Annotated in this window: 16 protein-coding genes, 2 tRNA genes and 1 pseudogene; 11 read left to right on the top strand and 8 right to left on the bottom strand. The window is 67.2% G+C overall.

Going from position 1 to position 18789, the window contains the following annotated elements; translation table 11 throughout:
• The first annotated feature begins 3 nt into the window (after positions 1-3).
• A complete protein-coding gene (locus ASG05_RS10015) occupies positions 4-966 on the top strand; it encodes a D-alanine--D-alanine ligase (RefSeq protein ID WP_056260235.1) in 963 nt (320 codons plus the stop codon).
• Between the two features lie 778 nt (positions 967-1744).
• Here ASG05_RS10015 and ASG05_RS10010 read toward each other — a convergent pair.
• The 8 genes from ASG05_RS10010 to rpmH form a co-directional block, all read right to left on the bottom strand.
• Positions 1745-2692 carry a ParB/RepB/Spo0J family partition protein gene (locus ASG05_RS10010; protein ID WP_056260233.1) on the bottom strand — a complete coding sequence of 316 codons (948 nt, stop codon included), beginning with the start codon at positions 2690-2692 and terminating at the stop codon, positions 1745-1747.
• Entirely contained in the window at positions 2692-3720 is a 1029-nt protein-coding gene (locus ASG05_RS10005; RefSeq protein ID WP_082486616.1) for a ParA family protein, read from the bottom strand. The genes ASG05_RS10010 and ASG05_RS10005 overlap by 1 nt, the downstream gene beginning before the upstream one ends.
• A gap of 115 nt (positions 3721-3835) precedes the next feature.
• A complete protein-coding gene (gene rsmG / locus ASG05_RS10000) occupies positions 3836-4471 on the bottom strand; it encodes a 16S rRNA (guanine(527)-N(7))-methyltransferase RsmG (RefSeq protein ID WP_056260231.1) in 636 nt (211 codons plus the stop codon).
• Between the two features lie 8 nt (positions 4472-4479).
• Positions 4480-5043 carry a R3H domain-containing nucleic acid-binding protein gene (locus tag ASG05_RS09995; protein WP_056260229.1) on the bottom strand — a complete coding sequence of 188 codons (564 nt, stop codon included), beginning with the start codon at positions 5041-5043 and terminating at the stop codon, positions 4480-4482.
• Complete coding sequence (gene yidC / locus ASG05_RS09990) at positions 5040-5996, bottom strand: membrane protein insertase YidC (RefSeq protein WP_056260227.1); 957 nt, start codon at positions 5994-5996, stop codon at positions 5040-5042. Before yidC ends, ASG05_RS09995 begins: the two co-directional genes overlap by 4 nt.
• 10 nt (positions 5997-6006) lie before the next feature.
• A complete protein-coding gene (gene yidD / locus ASG05_RS09985; RefSeq protein ID WP_056260225.1) occupies positions 6007-6369 on the bottom strand; it encodes a membrane protein insertion efficiency factor YidD in 363 nt (120 codons plus the stop codon).
• On the bottom strand, positions 6366-6701 hold the full coding sequence (gene rnpA / locus ASG05_RS09980) for a ribonuclease P protein component (RefSeq protein WP_056260224.1): 336 nt from the start codon (positions 6699-6701) through the stop codon (positions 6366-6368). Before rnpA ends, yidD begins: the two co-directional genes overlap by 4 nt.
• 8 nt (positions 6702-6709) lie before the next feature.
• Positions 6710-6847, bottom strand: coding sequence for a 50S ribosomal protein L34 (rpmH, locus tag ASG05_RS09975; RefSeq protein ID WP_043595303.1), 138 nt, complete (start codon positions 6845-6847; stop codon positions 6710-6712).
• A gap of 390 nt (positions 6848-7237) precedes the next feature.
• On the opposite strand from rpmH, the gene dnaA reads away from it, so the two are divergent.
• From dnaA to ASG05_RS09925, 10 genes and pseudogenes are all read left to right on the top strand, one after another.
• The gene (dnaA, locus tag ASG05_RS09970) at positions 7238-8653 is read left to right on the top strand and encodes a chromosomal replication initiator protein DnaA (protein ID WP_056260221.1); all 1416 of its coding nucleotides are present in this window, start codon (positions 7238-7240) and stop codon (positions 8651-8653) included.
• A 497-nt stretch (positions 8654-9150) separates the two neighbouring features.
• Positions 9151-10251: pseudogene (gene dnaN, locus ASG05_RS09965) on the top strand (DNA polymerase III subunit beta); the annotation flags it as partial.
• Positions 10252-10360: 109 nt separating this feature from the next.
• Positions 10361-11248, top strand: a complete 888-nt coding sequence (gene gnd, locus ASG05_RS09960) for a phosphogluconate dehydrogenase (NAD(+)-dependent, decarboxylating) (RefSeq protein ID WP_056260219.1) — start codon at positions 10361-10363, stop codon at positions 11246-11248.
• 17 nt (positions 11249-11265) lie between these two features.
• Positions 11266-12525, top strand: a complete 1260-nt coding sequence (recF, locus tag ASG05_RS09955) for a DNA replication/repair protein RecF (protein ID WP_082486615.1) — start codon at positions 11266-11268, stop codon at positions 12523-12525.
• A complete protein-coding gene (locus ASG05_RS09950) occupies positions 12522-13076 on the top strand; it encodes a DUF721 domain-containing protein (protein WP_082486614.1) in 555 nt (184 codons plus the stop codon). The genes recF and ASG05_RS09950 overlap by 4 nt, the downstream gene beginning before the upstream one ends.
• A gap of 166 nt (positions 13077-13242) precedes the next feature.
• Positions 13243-15216: a DNA topoisomerase (ATP-hydrolyzing) subunit B gene (gyrB, locus tag ASG05_RS09945; RefSeq protein ID WP_056260218.1), complete on the top strand. Its 1974-nt coding sequence runs from the start codon at positions 13243-13245 to the stop codon at positions 15214-15216.
• A gap of 77 nt (positions 15217-15293) precedes the next feature.
• Positions 15294-17981, top strand: coding sequence for a DNA gyrase subunit A (gyrA, locus tag ASG05_RS09940; protein WP_056260216.1), 2688 nt, complete (start codon positions 15294-15296; stop codon positions 17979-17981).
• Positions 17974-18381 carry a DUF3566 domain-containing protein gene (locus tag ASG05_RS09935; protein WP_043595295.1) on the top strand — a complete coding sequence of 136 codons (408 nt, stop codon included), beginning with the start codon at positions 17974-17976 and terminating at the stop codon, positions 18379-18381. Before gyrA ends, ASG05_RS09935 begins: the two co-directional genes overlap by 8 nt.
• Before the next feature lie 73 nt (positions 18382-18454).
• A tRNA-Ile gene (locus tag ASG05_RS09930) sits at positions 18455-18528 on the top strand.
• Positions 18529-18611: 83 nt separating this feature from the next.
• Positions 18612-18684, top strand: a tRNA-Ala gene (locus ASG05_RS09925).
• The last annotated feature ends 105 nt before the right edge of the window (positions 18685-18789 follow it).

The raw sequence follows: 18789 nt of genomic DNA, 5'->3' as shown, positions 1-18789 counted from the left end.
ACCATGGCATCGAGCCCGCTGCACACCGTCACCGTCCTCGCCGGCGGCATCTCGCACGAACGCGACGTGTCGTTGAGATCCGGGAGGCGCGTGGTCGACAGTCTCACGACCCACGGCATCGAGGTCGAGCTCCGCGACCCGGACGCCTCGTTGCTCGGACACCTGATCACGTCCCGCCCCGACGTGGTCTGGCCCGCCCTGCACGGCGCCAGCGGAGAGGACGGCGCCCTGCGCGGATTGCTCGAAGCGCTCGACGTGCCCTTCGTCGGCAGCACGGCGGCCGCAGCACGACTGGCATGGGACAAGCCGACGGCCAAAGAACTGGCCCGGCGGGCCGGAGTGTCCACACCTCGCGGCATCACCCTCTCGCACGACGCGTTCCGTGAGCTCGGAGCCGTGGGAGTGCTCGCTGCCATCGCCGACGAGCACCCGGTACCCGTGGTCGTGAAACCTGCACGAGGCGGGTCGGCGCAGGGCGTGACGGTGGTCGACGACGCCGGATCGCTGCCGAGGGCCATGGTCGACGCCTACACGTACTGCGACGACGTCATCGTCGAGCAGAAGATCACCGGTACCGAGATCGCCGTCGGGGTGATCGACACCGGCGACGGGCCCCTCGCCCTGCCGGCCGTCGAGATCGTCCCCCGCCAGGGGTTCTACGGATTCGAGGCGCGGTACAACGCGGGGGAGACCACCTTCTACACCCCCGCTCGCCTCGACCCGTCGGCTGCCGACGCCGCCGCCCGGGCCGCCGTGGCCGTCCACGTGGCGCTGGGCCTCCGCCACCTGTCTCGGGTCGACCTCATCGTCGACGCCGCCGGCACCCCGTGGTTCCTCGAGGTCAACGTGTTGCCCGGACTCACCGAGACGTCGCTCGTCCCCATGGCCCTCGAGTCCGCCGGCTACGAACTCGGCATGTTCTACGCGGCCCTGGCCGAGAAGGCGGTCAGCGACCACGAGCGCTGATCTCGTGCACCGGCAGGTGTTTCACGTGAAACGTCTGCCGGCGCCGAGTGGTCCCGCTTCGTGCCGCCGCAATGCTCGCGAAGAGTGACCAGCAACAGAGCCCAGCAGCAGAGGCCTCGTGAATGCGTGTCATGGACGGCACGTGTGGGGCTGCAGATTGAGGCGACGTGTCTGTGGGGCCCTGGCGGTCGTCATCGATGACCAGGCGTTGACCCTGGCTCGAGTGAGCGACCGATAGGACCGTGATCGTCCGGTCCATGGGAGGTGATCTCGCATGGGCGGGACCTGACCACCGGAGTCACGCAGCGAGTCATACCGAGAAGTCGGGTCCTGAGACCGTGAGCGAAGACGTGGCGTGGAGACTTCCGCGCCTGCGCCGTCTTCCGGCATCTTCGGGGACGACAACGACATCGACCTGCTGATCGCCTACTTTCCTGAGTGATCTGGGTATCCGCGGTGCGGTGGTGGAGGTGGACAGGCGGCGTGGCTCGATCATCGAGGCCGCTTCAGGCGTGAGCTGGTACGAGGCAGCTTCCGCAGAACAGTTCGCATGGCGAGATCTGCGCGGCGTCGACCGGTCTGCCGCCGCCTCGCGACGGGGGAGCGGTCTGCACAATCCCGCTGCAATTGGTCACCCCCCCTCGACCCCCGGTTGGTTTCACGTGAAACATGAGGTGGTATCCGATGACGTCGGCCTCGGCGTCGATCACCATGTCACTCTGGATGGCTCACGGGCGCACCATGTTTCACGTGAAACCGAAGGCTTTCCCAGCGGTGGTCAGCCCTCTTGCTCGTGACCGAGCTGGCCGAGGATGCGATTCAGGTCTTGCATGGAGGCGAAGTCGATCGTGATCGACCCCTTGCGAGCACCCAGTGACACCTTGACCCGGGTCTCGAAGCGGTCGCCAAGACTCTCGGCCACCTCATCGAGGTGAGCCTGGTGCTTGCCGGGGGTCGCCGTGCGGGTCGACTTCGGTTTCGCGCTGCCACCGGCAGCGATCGCTTCGGCCGCACGGACGCTCAGGTCTTCGTTGACGATGCGATCGGCGAGACGTGCCATGAGGACGGGGTCACCCGTGCTGAGAATGGCGCGGGCATGCCCAGCCGTCAAGACACCGGACGCCACACGTCGCTGAACCGCGGCCGGCAGGCGAAGCAGCCGGAGGGTGTTGGTGATCTGGGGACGACTGCGACCGATGCGCGTCGCCAACTCGTCCTGCGTGATGCCGAAGTCGGCGAGAAGTTGCTGATAGGCGGACGCTTCTTCGAGCGGGTTGAGCTCAGCCCGGTGCAGGTTCTCGAGCAGGGCGTCGCGCAACATGGCATCGTCGGCGGTGTCTTTGACGATCGCGGGGATCGTCGCCAGGCCCAACTCTTTGGTGGCTCGCAGCCGGCGCTCACCCATGACGAGTTCGTACTGCGCGGCGCCCTTGCCGGCCTTCTTCACCGGCCGGACCACGATGGGCTGCAGGACCCCCACCTCGCGGATGGACGTCACGAGTTCGGCGAGCTCTTCGGCGCGGAACTCGGCGCGGGGTTGCTGCGCGTTCGGCGTGATGTCGAGCGGGTTGAGGTTCGCCAGACGGGCACCAGGAACGGCGATGAGCTCGTCGGCCGTCTGCTGGGCGGTCGGGAAGAACACGTCCACGGGACGATCCTGACTCTCGTCCGAGACCGGGATGAGGGCTCCGATGCCGCGACCGAGGCCGGTTCTCTTGGTTGCCATTACTGGGGTGCTCCTCGACGTGCTAGTTCGGCGGCCGCCTCGAGGTACGAGATCGACCCGGGGGAGTTGGTGTCGTAGCTGATCACGGTCTGGCCGTAACCGGGTGCCTCACTGATGCGCACCGACCGCGGGATGAGCGTGTTGAGTGCCTCATCAGGGAAATGCTCGCGAACGTCGGCGACGACCTGCTGCGCCAAGTTCGTCCGGCCGTCGTACATGGTCAACAGGATGCTCGACACCTTGAGCTGGGGGTTCAGGTGCTTCTCGATCAGTTGGATGTTGCGCAGCAGTTGACTCAGGCCCTCGAGCGCGTAGTACTCGCACTGGATCGGGATGAGCACCTCGCTCGCCGCGACGAAGGCGTTGATGGTCAACAGCCCGAGCGACGGAGGGCAGTCGATGAAGACGTAGTCGTACCGTTCTCCGGCCTTCTCGGTCTCGGCCAGGTACTCGGACAAGGCTCGGCTCAGACGCTGTTCGCGGGCCACCAACGACACCAGCTCGATCTCGGCGCCGGCCAAGTGGATCGTGGCCGGGATGCAGAAGAGGGTGTCGAACTCAGGACTCTTCTGGACGACGTCGGCCACGGCGCCGTCGTTGACCACGACGTCGTAGACACTGGGCGTCTCGGCACGATGCTCGACTCCCAGGGCCGTCGAGGCGTTACCCTGCGGATCGAGGTCGATGACGAGCACCCGGGCACCGCTGCGCGCGAGGGCAGCCGAGAGGTTGACCGTGGTGGTGGTCTTGCCGACACCACCCTTCTGGTTCGACACGGTGATCACCCGAGTCTTCGCCGGGGCGGGCAGGGGCTCACGTGAGAGAGCCTGCTTCCGGCGGTTCAGATCGGCGAGCTCTCGAGCCAGGGGAGTGCTTCTGTCGTCGTCAGCCGAGGAACTCACTGAGGGATCTCCGTATCGCCATGTTTCACGTGAAACGATCAGCCCGGAGGAGTGACCACGCCGGCCGGGAGGCGGGTGGGTGGTCGTCGGGGATCGAAGGCCGAGTCTATCGTGAGCACACGACATCGCCGCGGGACACGACGGGGTGAGCCTTGACGCCCTCGTACCGTTCAAGTCCGTCGCCGGACTGGTGCGTCACACCGAATTGCCTGATGAAACGGCAATTGACTCGTGGCAAGGACTAGTCCAGCGTGGCGATGAAGACGCGGGTGGTCTCGTCCACGAGACCCACGCCCAGTTCGCGGGCCTCGACGTCGATGAGGTGGTGGCGTGCGATGACCTTGCGCGCCGCAGCGATCTCGTCGTCGACGCGAGCGCCCTTCATCAGCAACAGCTGCCCGCCGGTCTTGACCAGAGGGGCGGTGAGGGGGATCAACTTCGAGAGGGCGGAGACGGCCCGGGCCGTCGCCTGGTCGAGCCACCCGTCGAGCTGCACGTCTTCGGCGCGGGCCCGGACGACCTCGACGTTGTCGAGCCCCATCCGCTCGGCTTCAGCCGTCAGCCAGTCGACCCGCCGCTCCATGGGCTCGATGAGGACGAGCGTGGAGTCCGGCCGTGCCGCAGCGAGGACGAGGCCCGGCAGGCCGGCACCCGATCCGATGTCGCCGACGCGGCCGGCGACGAGCAGGGGAGCCAACAGGCCACAGTTGACGACGTGGCGCGTCCACAGGCGCGGGAGTTCGAGCGGGCCGATCAGGCCCAGCTCTTCGCCGTGCTGTGCGAGGTCGGCGACGTACCGCCGGACCACGTCGATGCGATCACCGAAGATCTCGGTGGCGACGGCCGGCTCGGCCTCGAGGGTCGACGTGTCGGTCATGCGTCGGCTCAGGGACGCGTGATGACGGTGTGCCGGTCGCGGCCCTCGCCCTCGGACTCCGAGGTGAAGCCGCGGGCGGCGACGACGTCGTGGACGAGCTTGCGCTCGTACGACGACATCGGGGGCAGGGAGGCCGACGTGGCACCGTCTTCGAGCTTGGCGACGGCGTGGTCGACCAGGCGCTCGAGTTCGGTCTCACGGGTCGCACGCGACCCACCGATGTCGAGGATCAGGCGGGAGAACTCGCCCGTCTTCGTCTGGACGGCGATCCGGGTCAGCTCTTGCAAGGCGTTCACGGTGTCGGGCTTGGAGAGCAGGCGGAGCTTCTGCTCGCCGCTCGAGTCGACCGAGATGTACGAACGGCCTCCGCGCACTTCGATGTCGATGTCGCCGTCGAAGTCGCAGATGTCGAGCAGCTCTTCGATGTAGTCGGCCGCGATGTCGCCCTCGTCGAGGACGTCGGCCTCGCCGTCGGAGCCGACCCGCGCCTCCTGGGTGTCGGTCGAGGCGGCGTCGTCGCCGTTCTCGGCGGCGGGCTCGACGATGTCGGTCGTGGAGTCGTCAGTGGTCATTTCTTGGGGCCGTTCTGCTTCTTGGCGCGGTTCTTGCCGACGGGCTGCGTCCGCTGGGTCGTCTTGGGCATGGCGGGTGCCGACTCGATCTCGGTCACGGTGATGGTGGGCAAGCCCTTGCGCTGCTGCTTGCGGGCCAGGCGCTCCTCGCGGGCGAGCGCCGCCTCGCTGCCGGGGGTGGGCATGTTCCGGATGACCAGGAACTGCTGCACCATCGTCCAGACGTTCGAGGTGAGCCAGTAGAACATGACGCCCAAGGGGAACGAGAGACCCGAGAAGATGAAGACGAGGGGGAGGAAGTACAAGAGCATGCGCTGCTGCTTGAACATGGGGCTCGCCTTGGTCTCGGGCGACATGTTCTTCGAGACGATCTGCAGCTGGGTGATGAACTGCGAGGCGGTCATGATGACGACCATGGCACCGGCCATCAGCCGCACCTCCCACGTCGTGGCACCGAGGAAGGTCTCTTTCAGGGGGGCGCCGAAGAGCGCCGACTCACCGAACGAGTTCGAGAGGGCGGCGTTCAGCAGGCCGATGCCCACCTTCTCTTGCTGGGCGTTGTGCAGCACCGTGTAGAGGCTGAAGAAGATCGGCATCTGGATCAACAGGGGCAGGCACGAGCTGAGCGGGTTGGTGCCCGTGTCCTTGTAGAGCGCCATCGTCTCGCGCGACATCGCCTCGCGGCTGAACTGGTCTCGCTTGCCCTTGTACTTGTCCTGGATCTTCTTCAGCCGGGGCGCGATCTCCATCATGCGGCGCTGGCTCTTGATCTGCCGGACGAAGATCGGGATGAGGCAGGCGCGCACCACGAGGACGAGTCCGACGATCGACAGCACCCAGGTGCTGCCGGCCGCGGTGTCCATGCCGAACGCCGTGAGGACGTTGTGGAAGCCGACGAGGATCGCCTCGACGACCCATCTCAGGGGCCAGAGGATGGTGCCGATGAAGTCCATGGTGTTCGGGTCAGCCCTTTCCGTGGCTCTGAGCGACGATCCGGCCGGATCCGACGAGGTCGGCCGTGGCGGTGGTGGATCGCGGTGTCACGAAGCCGGACTTCGTGACGTGGTACTTCTGTGTACGGGGTTCGGGGACGTCGTCGACGCCTCCCGCTGCCCAGGGGTGGCACCGGGCGATGCGCCAGCTGCCCATCGCCACGCCGCGCACGACGCCGTGCAGCTGGATGGCCTCGAGGGCGTACCTCGAACACGACGGGTAGTAGCGGCAGACGTCACCGTAGAGCGGGGAGACGACGGCGCGGTAGACGCGGAGGAGGAGCACGCACGCGTTGCGGGGTAGCAACCCCACGAACTGCACCGCTCTCGTCACGCTCTCACGCCCCTGTCGACCACCTCGGAGATGTCCGTGAGCAGGGTAGACCACGCAACGTCAGGGCTGCCTGGCAAGGCTCTGATCACGACGTCGACCCCCGGGGGGAGCGTCGGCAGCAGTTCGTGGCAGACGCCCTTGAGCCGACGACGGACCGTGTTGCGGACGACCGCGTTGCCGACGGTCTTGGCCACGATGAAGCCGAACCGGACCATGCCGTCGTCACGACGACGCACGTAGACGACCGAGTGCGCCGTGCCCGACTTGCGGCCACGGCGCACGGTGGTTCGGTAGTCGTCTGCGCGGACGATCCGGTTGGCCCTGGCCAACACGGGAGTGGCTACGCCGAGAGCTCGGTGCGGCCCTTGCCACGACGGGCGGCGAGGATGGCGCGGCCGGCGCGGGTGCGCATGCGAGCACGGAAGCCGTGCTTCTTGGCGCGGCGACGGTTGTTCGGCTGGAACGTTCTCTTGCTCATGGGGGTCCTCCAGGAAAGCGGACCAGGCCTGTTGCCACGATCCGAGAAGTCTTGTACAGCCAACGCGGCTGAAATCAACTGATTAAAAGTACGCGTGATCGGAGCCCTGGTCAAACGGCAGCCTCGGAGGCGGTTGTCCACACTGTTGAAAACTCCTGTTGCGGAGTCCACACCCTGGCGAACTAAGGTGGGTACTCCTCGCGGTGCATCCGCGTGACGACGGGGAACGCACAGCACTCCCGGCCCCGGACGGAGCCAGCCGATCGGTGGAGAAAGCTGTGCACAACTCGTCCCGCACTCGTACCCTTCGAACACCCGCGGGTGAACGCGACCCGCACGCGGAGGCACTCGGACCAGTCCGACGCCCGCACCGCGAGAAAGAGACTCCCAGTGGCGCACACCGTCGACCCGGTCCAGGACCTGTGGCGTTCCGTCCTCGCGACGTTGACGACCGACGACCGCATCACGCCCCAGCTGCACGGCTTCATCAGCCTGGTCGAGCCGAAGGGCGTCCTCGGCGGGACGCTCTACCTCGAGGTGCCCAACGACCTGACGCGCGGCATGCTCGAGCAACGCATCCGTGAGCCCCTGCTCGAGTCGATCGCCGGGCTCGGCGACGCGTCGGTCTCGAGCTTCGCCATCACGGTCAACCCCGACATCACCCCCGACACCCTCACCCAGCAGGTCGAGCAGTCCGAGCCGGTCCACTACATCGAGGCCCCGTTCGTGCCGGCCCCGGTCGAGTCGAGTGCCAGCGGCAAGCGCAACGACTCCCGCCTGAACCCGAAGTACAGCTTCGACAACTTCGTCATCGGCGCCTCGAACCGTTTCGCCCACGCGGCCGCGGTCGCCGTCGCCGAGGCCCCGGCCAAGGCCTACAACCCGCTCTTCGTCTACGGCGAGTCGGGGCTCGGCAAGACCCACCTGCTGCACGCCATCGGCCACTACGCCGAGACGATGTACCCGGGCATCCGCGTCCGCTACGTCAGCAGCGAGGAGTTCACGAACGACTTCATCAACTCGATCGCGAACAACCGCTCCAGCCTCTTCCAGCAGAGGTACCGAGAGATCGACATCCTGCTGATCGACGACATCCAGTTCCTCCAGGGCAAGGACAGCACCCAAGAGGCGTTCTTCCACACCTTCAACACCCTGCACGACCACGACAAGCAGCTCGTCATCACCAGCGACCTGCCGCCCAAGCACCTCACGGGCTTCGAGGACCGCATGCGGTCGCGCTTCGAGTGGGGCCTGATCACCGACGTCCAGGCCCCCGACCTCGAGACCCGCATCGCCATCCTGCGCAAGAAGGCGCAGAGCGAGAAGCTGCAGATCCGCGACGAGGTCCTCGAGTTCATCGCGACCAAGGTGTCGAGCAACATCCGCGAGCTCGAGGGCACCCTGATCAGGGTGACGGCCTTCGCGAGCCTCAACCGGACGGCCGTCGACCTCGCCCTCGTGCAGACCGTCCTGAAAGACCTGATCACGCTCGACGAGGACAACATCATCGCGCCGGTCGACATCATCAACCACACGGCGGACTACTTCAAGCTCACGGTCGACGACCTCTACGGGTCGTCCCGCTCGCAGGCGATCGCCACGGCTCGTCAGATCGCCATGTACCTCTGCCGCGAGCTCACCAGCCTCTCGCTGCCCAAGATCGGCCAGCTCTTCGGCAACCGCGACCACACGACGGTCATGTACGCCAACAAGAAGATCAGCGAGCTCATGAAGGAGCGCCGTTCGATCTACAACCAGGTGACCGAGTTGACCAGCCGCATCAAGCAGGACACCCGCTACAAGTGAGTGGTCGGCGGGCCAGGCCGGCCCGTCCGCCCCGACCGCCTCGTCCGGGCGCCGACCACGTGTCGGCGCCCGTTCGTCGTCCTCGGGGGTGCCCAGCGCCTCCTGGTGGGCCCTGGGGAGGCACGTTCCACACAGTGTGGATAACTTGTGGAAACTCGTGGATAACCGCGTCGACGCTGTTCAGGGATCCGTCGCACCTGTGGGATCCCGCTCGGAGCGAGGTGGGGACCGCGACGGTTCCTGTCATTCGGTTCCACACGCCCTCCACAAGTCACACGCGTGTAGTTCGCCTGAGCCACGGGGTTTTAAACAGGTTATCCACACTGTGCACAACGGTTAAGACTGTTAATCCTGGTTACAAGAAATTGATCGAGAGACAACCTTGTGGATCGATCCGGGGCTCGGGCCTCGGCTTTCTCCTCCCGGAAGGGCTGACCCCGATGCTGTGCCAGTATTGAGCGGCCATCCACGAGTGCGAAGTCGATAGGGGTCCCCGCGTGAAGTTCCAGGTCAACCGTGACGTCTTCAGCGATGCGGTCTCCTTCGCCGTCAAGCTGTTGCCCCAGCGCACCACCCTGCCGATCCTGAGCGGCGTGCTCATCGAGGCGGACGCCGACGGCCTGACGCTCTCGTCGTTCGACTACGAGGTCTCGGCCCAGACGAGCATTCCCGCAGAGATCGACGAGCCGGGCACGATCCTCGTCTCGGGGCGCCTCCTCGCCGACATCGCGAGCCGGCTGCCGAACGCTCCCGTCACGTTCTCGACGGACGAGAACCGGATCGCCGTCAGCTGCGGATCCGCAAACTTCTCGCTGTTGAGCATGCCCGTCGAGGAGTACCCCACCCTGCCCACGGTCGGCGACCGCTCGGGCGTCGTGCCCGGTGACTCGTTCGCCCTGGCCGTCTCGCAGGTGGCCGTCGCGGCCTCGCGCGACGACGTCACCCCGGTGATCACCGGCGTCCAGCTCGAGGTCACCGAGAACGCCCTCTCGCTCGTGGCCACCGACCGCTACCGCGTCGCCGTCCGCGGCATCGAGTTCGACCCGGGCACCGTCGCCAGCCAGACCACCACCACGGCCCTCGTCCCGGCACGCACCCTGCAAGAGGTCGGCAAGACCTTCGGCAACGCTGGCACCGTCGCCGTCTCGATCACCGGATCCGACGAGCGTGAGCTCATCGCGTTCCAGGCCGACAACAAGACCGTCACCTCGTTGCTCATCAAGGGCAACTTCCCCCCGGTGAAGCGTCTTTTCCCCGACACCGTCGAGAACTACGCCGTGATCAACACGGCCGAACTCGTCGAGTCGGTCCGCCGCGTCTCGCTCGTGCTCGAGCGCGAGGCGGCCCTCAGGTTCACGTTCACGATCGACGGCCTCACGCTCGAGGCCATCGGGAGCGAACAAGCGCAGGCGTCAGAGTCGATCGATGCGTTGTTGACGGGTGAGGACACGGTGGTCTCGTTGAAGCCGCAGTTCCTCCTCGACGGTCTCGGAGCGGTTCATTCCGAGTTCGTCCGCATCTCCTTCACCAAGACGGAGAACCCGAACAAGCCCGGTCCCGTGCTGATCACCAGTCAGTCGTCCAAGGACCAGGCCGGGNGCTGACAGCTACAAGTACCTGCTGCAGCCCAACCTCCTCCTGCGCTAAGAGCGCTCTGCACGCAACGGTGCCGCCCTCGGGCCCCACCGCAACGAACAAAGGATCCTCATGCACATCGGCCTCGTCGGTCTCGGCAAAATGGGCAACAACATGCGCGCCCGCCTGCGCGACAGCGGCATCGAGGTGACCGGTTACGACGCCAACCCCGCCGTCTCCGACGTCGCCAGCCTCGCCGAGCTCGCCAGCACCCTGCCCGCACCCCGCATCGTCTGGGTCATGGTGCCCGCGGGCGACATCACCGCCGGCGTCATCGAAGAGCTCTCGAAAGAGCTCTCCGAGGGCGACCTCGTCATCGACGGCGGCAACTCGAAGTTCACCAGCGACTTCGCCAACGAGAAGCTGCTCGGCGGCAACGGCATCAAGTACGTCGACGCCGGCGTCTCGGGCGGCGTCTGGGGCAAGGACAACGGCTACGGCCTGATGGTCGGCGGTTCGGCCGAGAACGTCGCCATGGCCCAGCCCGTCTTCGACGCACTCCGCCCCGAGGGCCCCCGCGAAGAGGGCTTCGTCCACGCGGGCGACACCGGTGCGGGCCACTACGCGAAGATGGTCCACAACGGCATCGAGTACGCGATCATGCAGGCCTACGGCGAGGGCTACGAGCTGCTCGAAGCCCGCAGCGACCTCATCAAAGACGTCACCGGCACCTTCAAGGCCTGGCAGCGCGGCACCGTCGTGCGCTCGTGGTTGCTCGAGCTCATGGTGCTGGCCCTCGAGGCCGACCCGAAGCTGGCCGAGATCTCGGGCTACGTCGAAGACAGCGGCGAGGGTCGCTGGACGCTCGAAGAGGCGATCAACCACGCCGTACCCATGCCCGCGATCAGCGCTTCGATCTTCGCGCGCTTCGTCTCGCGCCAGGGCGAGGGTTCGCCGACCATGAAGGCGGTCGCCGCCCTTCGCAACCAGTTCGGCGGCCACGCCGTCAAGAAGGCCTAGCGCCTCCACCGGCCCGCGTGCGAGTACTGCATCTCAGCCTGACCGACTTCCGCAACTACACGTCTGCCGAAGTCAGCCTCGCGCGCGGGCCGAACCTCTTCGTCGGCAGCAACGGCCAGGGCAAGACCAACCTGGTCGAGTCGCTCGGGTACCTCTCGAGCCTCGGATCCCACCGGGTCTCGTCGGATGCGGCCCTGATCCGTCAGGGCCGCGACTCGGCGGTCGTCCGGGCACGACTGCTCGCCGACGACCGCGAGCTGCTCGCAGAGGTGCAGATCAACCGGTCCTCCCCGAACCGCGCACAGGTCAACCGGGGCGCGATCAAGCCCCGCGAGCTGCCGCGCTACTTCACCAGCGTCCTGTTCGCCCCCGAGGACCTGGCGCTCGTCCGCGGAGAACCGTCCGGTCGACGGCGGTTCCTCGACGAACTGCTGGTGGCCCGCTCACCCCGCTTCGCCGGCGTCCAGACGGACTACGAGCGGGTGCTCAAGCAGCGCAACACGCTCTTGAAGTCGGCCCGCGCCTCCGGGGTGAAGGCGGCCCAGCTCGGCACCCTCGACATCTGGGACGAACGCCTCGTCGCCCTCGGCAGCGAACTCGTCGTCGCCCGTGACCGGCTCGCGGCCGACCTGGCCCCCGAGGTCGCCCGGGCCTACGCAGCGGTGGCCGGGGCCGACCACGCCGCGCGGCTCTCGACCGTGCTGAGCATCCGGGGCGCGACCCCCGACGACGAGACCACGGCGGCCGAGGGGCCGACCGAGACGATCCCCGCGGACGACGTGCCCGAGGTGTTCCGCCAGGCGCTGGCGCGCGTCCGCCCGACCGAGCTCGAGCGCGGGCTGACCCTCGTCGGTCCGCACCGTGACGACCTCTTCCTCTCGCTCAACGGACTGCCGGCCCGCGGGTACGCCAGCCACGGCGAGTCGTGGTCGTTCGCCCTCGCCCTCAAGCTGGCCTCGGCCGCGGTCGTCCGGGTCGACTCGCCGACCGGCGACCCGGTCATCGTGCTCGACGACGTCTTCGCCGAACTCGACGGCTCCCGTCGTGAACGCCTCGCCGACGCCGTGGCCGACTACGAGCAGGTGCTCATCACCGCCGCTGTCGAGGCCGACGTGCCGCCGCGCCTCAAGGCCCACACGGTCCGCATCGCGCGAGGCACGATCGTGGAGGAGGCGGACGAGGCCGGCGACGTCGTCGTCGACGAGACCAGCCGGCCCGACGACGAGGACGGCGGCGGCGAGCCGCCGACCGAGGCCGACCCCGAGGAGGCGCGGTGAGCGCCGACGACGCACCGCGACCTCCGGCGTCCACGCCACCCGCGCCTCCTGAAGCCGAGGCGCAGCCCGACAGCGAGGCCCAGCGGGTCTACCTGCGGTTCCGGCGGGTGTTCGGCGACCCGAACTCGCGCTCGCGCGACGCCCGGAAGCGCAAGTCGATCAAGCTCGGCTCGCCGAGCCAGCCCTTCGGCACGGGGCGTGAGCCGCGGGGCATCGCCGACGTGCTCTCGGCCGTCACGAGCGAGCTGGGCTGGAACAGCCCGCTGGCCCAGTCCGAGCTGATGACCGCCTGGCCCGACATGGTCGGCGCCGAGCTGGCCGCGCACTCGGATCCGGTCTCGATCGACGACGGCACCCTGACCGTGCAGTGCGACTCGACGGCCTGGGCGACGCAGCTGCGGCTGATGCGCACGCAGGTCACCACGAGCATCGTTCGGAGGTACCCGGACGCGGGCATCCAGTCGGTGCGTTTCTTGGCACCCAACGCCCCGACCTGGAAACGCGGCCCCAGATCGGTTCCAGGGCGGGGCCCTCGCGATACTTACGGTTGACCGGGGTGAATCGTCCAAGTGCGGTGGGAAAATCCGTCTGAGGGCGGATTTCGCCCCGTGACGGACGGGCCTGCGGTAGACTCGGAAGGTCGTCCGAAGGCCGCTGAGAGAGCGGTCGCGACCGGTCGGCGCACACACGTCCCGTCCGGCAGGAGCCCCCACGCACATGTCAGCTGATCCCACCGACGCCCAGCCCGACGACACCTACGGCGCCAGTGCGATCCAGGTCCTCGAGGGTCTCGAGGCCGTGCGCAAGCGCCCTGGCATGTACATCGGTTCGACGGGCCCCCGAGGCCTGCACCACCTGGTCTACGAGATCGTCGACAACTCGGTCGACGAGGCCCTGGCCGGCCACTGCGACCACATCGAGATCACGATGCGCGAAGACGGCGGCGTGCGCGTCGTCGACAACGGCCGTGGCATCCCCGTCGACGTGCACCCGGTCGAGGGCCGGTCCACCGTCGAGGTCGTCCTGACCGTGCTGCACGCCGGCGGCAAGTTCGGCGGCGGCGGCTACGCGGTGTCGGGTGGTCTGCACGGGGTCGGCAGCTCGGTGGTCAACGCACTCTCGAGCGAGCTCGACGTCGAGGTCCGCCGGCAGGGCAACGTCTACCGCCAGAGCTTCACCGACGGCGTCCCCGTGGCGCCGCTGGCCAAGGGCGAAGAAGACGGCACCACCGGCACGACCATCACGTTCTGGCCCAACGCCGAGATCTTCGAGAGCGTCGAGTTCGACTACGAGACGCTCCGTACCCGGTTCCAGCAGATGGCGTTCTTGAACAAGGGCCTGCGCATCGAGCTGAGCGACGAGCGCGTGCAAGAAGACGACGCCGAGCCCCGCCACGACGTCTTCCACTACGAGAAGGGCCTCGTCGACTACGTCGAGTACCTGAACACGACCAAGAAGGTCGAGACGGTCCACGACGACATCATCGCCTTCGAGCAAGAAGACACCGAGAAGAAGATCTCGCTCGAGGTCGCCATGCAGTGGAACACCTCGTACCAAGAGAGCGTCCACACCTACGCCAACACGATCAACACGCACGAGGGCGGCACCCACGAAGAGGGCTTCCGCGCCGCGCTGACCACGCTGATCAACCGCTACGCGCGCGAGAAGAACCTGCTCAAGGAGAAGGACGACAACCTCTCGGGCGACGACGTCCGCGAGGGGCTGACGGCGGTCATCTCGATCAAGCTCGGCGAGCCGCAGTTCGAGGGGCAGACCAAGACCAAGCTCGGCAACACCGAGGCCAAGTCGTTCGTGCAGAAGGTCGCCGGCTCGCAGCTGAACGACTGGTTCGACCGCAACCCGAAGCAGGCCGCCGAGATCGTCCGCAAGGGCATCCTGGCGTCGCAGGCCCGGCTGGCCGCCCGCAAGGCGCGCGAGCAGACCCGCCGCAAGGGCGTGCTCGAGTCGAACGGCATGCCCGGCAAGCTCAAGGACTGCCAGAGCAAAGACCCCTCGCGCAGCGAGATCTTCATCGTCGAGGGCGACTCGGCCGGTGGTTCGGCCGTCCAGGGGCGCAACCCCGAGACCCAGGCCATCCTGCCGCTGCGGGGCAAGATCCTCAACGTCGAGAAGGCCCGTCTCGACCGTGCCCTCGGCAACAACGAGGTGCAGGCCATGATCAAGGCCTTCGGCGCCGACATCGGCGAGGACTTCGACCCCGACAAGGCGAGGTACCACAAGATCGTCCTGATGGCCGACGCCGACGTCGACGGGCAGCACATCACGACGCTGCTGCTGACCCTGCTGTTCCGGTACATGCGTCCGCTGATCGACCTCGGCTACGTCTACCTCGCCCAGCCGCCGCTCTACAAGCTCAAGTGGAGCAACGCCGCCCACGAGTACGTCTACAGCGACGCCGAACGTGACGCAGTGCTCGTGTCGGGTCGTGCCGCCGGCAAGCGCATCCCGAAGGAGAACGCGATCCAGCGCTACAAGGGCCTCGGCGAGATGGATTACAAAGAGCTGTGGGAGACCACGATGGACCCCGACACCCGCACGCTGCTGCAGGTGACGCTCGAGGACGCCGTGGCCGCCGACACCATCTTCGACACCCTGATGGGCGAGAACGTCGAGTCGCGCCGCAACTTCATCCAGCAGAACGCGAAAGACGTCCGCTTCCTCGACATCTGATGCGCGCCTCCGGCTGATCCGGAGCACGCCCGCGCCCCGACGAGCACCACGGGGCAGACCACGACAAACGGAGAATCATGGCCGACGAGCCGACAGACACCCCCGAGGGCACCGACGCCGAGGCGGCCCAGACCTTCGCCGAGGCACCGAAGCGCGACAGCATCGAGCAGGTCGACCTGCAGCTCGAGATGCAGCGCTCGTACCTCGACTACGCGATGAGCGTCATCGTCGGCCGGGCCCTGCCCGAGGTGCGCGACGGCCTCAAGCCCGTGCACCGCCGAGTCATCTACGCGATGTACGACGGCGGCTACCGCCCCGACCGTGCGTTCTCGAAGTGCTCGCGCGTCGTCGGCGACGTCATGGGCCAGTTCCACCCGCACGGCGACACGGCCATCTACGACGCACTGGTGCGTCTCGTCCAGCCGTGGAGCCTGCGCTACCCGCTCGCGCTCGGCCAGGGCAACTTCGGCTCGCCCGGCAACGACGGCGCCGCCGCTCCTCGGTACACCGAGACGAAGATGGCCCCGCTCGCGCTCGAGATGGTGCGCGACATCGACGAGGACACCGTCGACTTCCAGGACAACTACGACGGTCGCACGCGCGAGCCGGCGATCCTGCCCAGCAGGTTCCCGAACCTGCTGGTCAACGGTTCGGTCGGCATCGCCGTCGGCATGGCGACGAACATCCCGCCGCACAACCTGCGCGAGGTGGCCTCTGGTGCCCAGTGGTACCTCGAGAACCCCACCGCCACGCGCGAAGAGCTGCTCGAGGCGCTCATGCAGCGCGTCAAGGGCCCCGACTTCCCGACCGGCGCGCAGATCCTCGGCGTCCGCGGCATCCAGGACGCCTACCGCACGGGCCGCGGCTCGATCACGATGCGCGCGGTCGTCAACGTCGAAGAGCTCCAGGGCCGCACCTGCCTCGTCGTCACCGAACTGCCGTACCAGGTCAACCCCGACAACCTCGCGATCAAGATCGCCGAGCTCGTCAAAGACGGCCGCATCGGCGGCATCGCCGACATCCGCGACGAGACCTCCGGTCGTACCGGCCAGCGACTCGTCATCGTGCTCAAGCGCGACGCCGTCGCCAAGGTCGTGCTGAACAACCTCTACAAGCACACCAGCCTGCAAGAGAACTTCGGCGCCAACATGCTCGCGATCGTCGACGGCGTGCCCCGCACCCTCGCGCTCGACGGCTTCATCTCGGCATGGGTCGACCACCAGATCGAAGTCATCGTCCGCCGGACCCAGTTCCGCCTGAAGAAGGCCGAAGCCGACGCGCACATCCTGCGCGGCTACCTCAAGGCGCTCGACGCCCTCGACGAGGTCATCGCGCTCATCCGCCGGTCGCCGACCGTCGAGGAGGCGCGCGCGGGCCTCATGGACCTCCTCGAGGTCGACGAGATCCAGGCCTCGGCCATCCTGAACCTGCAGCTGCGTCGCCTGGCCGCCCTCGAGCGTCAGAAGATCCAGGACGACGCCGACAAGCTCGAGCGCGAGATCGCCGACTACCAGGACATCCTGGCCAAGCCCGAGCGTCAGCGCACGATCGTCAGCGACGAGCTCGCCGAGATCACCGACAAGTTCGGCGACGACCGCCGCACCGAGATCATGTTCGGCTTCGACGGCGACATGAGCGTCGAAGACCTCATCCCCGAAGAAGAGATGGTCGTCACCATCACGCGTGGCGGCTACGTCAAGCGCACGCGCAGCGACAACTACCGCAGCCAGCACCGCGGTGGCAAGGGCGTTCGCGGCGCCCAGCTGCGGGCCGACGACGTCGTGGACCACTTCTTCGTCACCACGACGCACCACTGGCTGTTGTTCCTCACGAACAAGGGGCGGGTCTACCGCGCCAAGACGTACGAGCTGCAAGAGGCCGGACGTGACGCCAAGGGTCAGCACGTGGCCAACCTGCTCGCCCTGCAGCCCGACGAGCAGATCTCGCAGGTGCTCGACATCCGCGACTACGAGGTCGCCGACTACCTCGTGCTCGCCACCCGTGGCGGCCTCATCAAGAAGACCGCGCTGACCGAGTACGACACGAACCGCACCGGCGGCATCATCGCCATCAACCTGCGCGACGACGACGAGCTCGTCTCCGCTCTGCTGGTCGACGAGCACGACGACCTGCTGCTCGTCTCACGACACGGCATGTCGCTGCGCTTCACGGCCACGAACGACTCGCTGCGGCCCATGGGGCGCTCGACGTCGGGCGTGAAGGGCATGACCTTCCGCGACGACGACACTCTGCTCAGCGCCTCCGTCGTCGGCGAAGAGGGTTACGTGTTCGTCGTCACCGAGGGCGGCTACGCCAAGCGCACGGCCGCCGACCAGTACCGCGTCCAGAACCGCGGTGGCCTCGGCATCAAGGTCGCGAAGCTCGCGGAGGCGCGGGGCGACCTCGCCGGCGCGCTGATCGTCGGCGAGGACGACGAGGTGCTCGTGGTCCTGTCCGGAGGCAAGGTGGTCCGGTCGGCCGTCTCCGAGGTGCCCGCCAAGGGCCGCGACACCATGGGCGTGGTCTTCGCCCGCTTCGCGAGCGACGACCGCATCATCGCCGTCGCCCGCAACAGCGAGCGCAACCTCGCGGCCGAGGTCGACGAGAGTGCGGACGCCGTGGCCGAGGCCGTAGTGTCTGTCGAGGCCGTCGACTCCCTCGACGCCGACAACGAGATCCCCACGACCGACGCCACGTCGGTCGAAGCCGAGTCGACCGACGACGAGGCCACCGGAACCGCCGGAGAGGAAACGAACAATGAGTAGTGTCGCCGAGAGACTGCAGAAGAAGGCGAAACGACCGTCCGGCACCAAGCAGGTCCGCCTGAAGCTCGTCTACATCGACTTCTGGTCCGTCGTGAAGCTGGCGTTCCTGATCTCGGTCGCGATCGGCATCATCACCGTCGTCGCCACCTTCCTGATCTGGGCCATCCTCAACCAGACCGGCATCTTCGACGACCTCGACGCCCTCCTGCGAGACATCCTCGGCGACTCGAGCTTCTCCATCCAAGACACCTTCAACGTCGGCCAGATCATGCTCTTCTCGATCGTGGTCGCCATCCTCAACGTGGTCGTCGGCACGGTCCTCGGGGCCATCGTCGCCGTCCTCTACAACCTGAGCGTCCGCATCACCGGTGGTCTGCTCGTCGGATTCACCAACAACTGATCCACCGCTCGAGTCGGCGCGACCCGCCGATTCGAGTTCGCCGTCGTGGTGCTGTAGGCTTTACGACGGTCCGGGGGCTATAGCTCAGGCGGTTAGAGCGCTTCGCTGATAACGAAGAGGTCATAGGTTCAAGTCCTATTAGCCCCACGCAGTTCCGGTCTCGTCTCCACCTCGGCTCACGCCGACGGCGAAGGCCAGATCGTGCTCGTTCCCCCGGCGACCGGGGGGCCGGGGCCTTAGCTCAGTTGGTAGAGCGCCTGCTTTGCAAGCAGGATGTCGGGAGTTCGATTCTCCCAGGCTCCACGAAAGAATTGCTTTGCCCCTGCTTGCCGACTTCGTCGGCTTCGCGGGGGCAATTTTTCGTCGTGCTGGTTCGGGGGCCCTCCGGGCCCGTGTCGGCTTCGCCGA

Origin of the sequence: Frigoribacterium sp. Leaf186 (assembly GCF_001423905.1) — a bacterium.
Taxonomy (GTDB): domain Bacteria; phylum Actinomycetota; class Actinomycetes; order Actinomycetales; family Microbacteriaceae; genus Frigoribacterium.
Note: the sequence above shows the minus strand (reverse complement) of the source record. Positions and strands in the feature narration are given on the sequence as shown.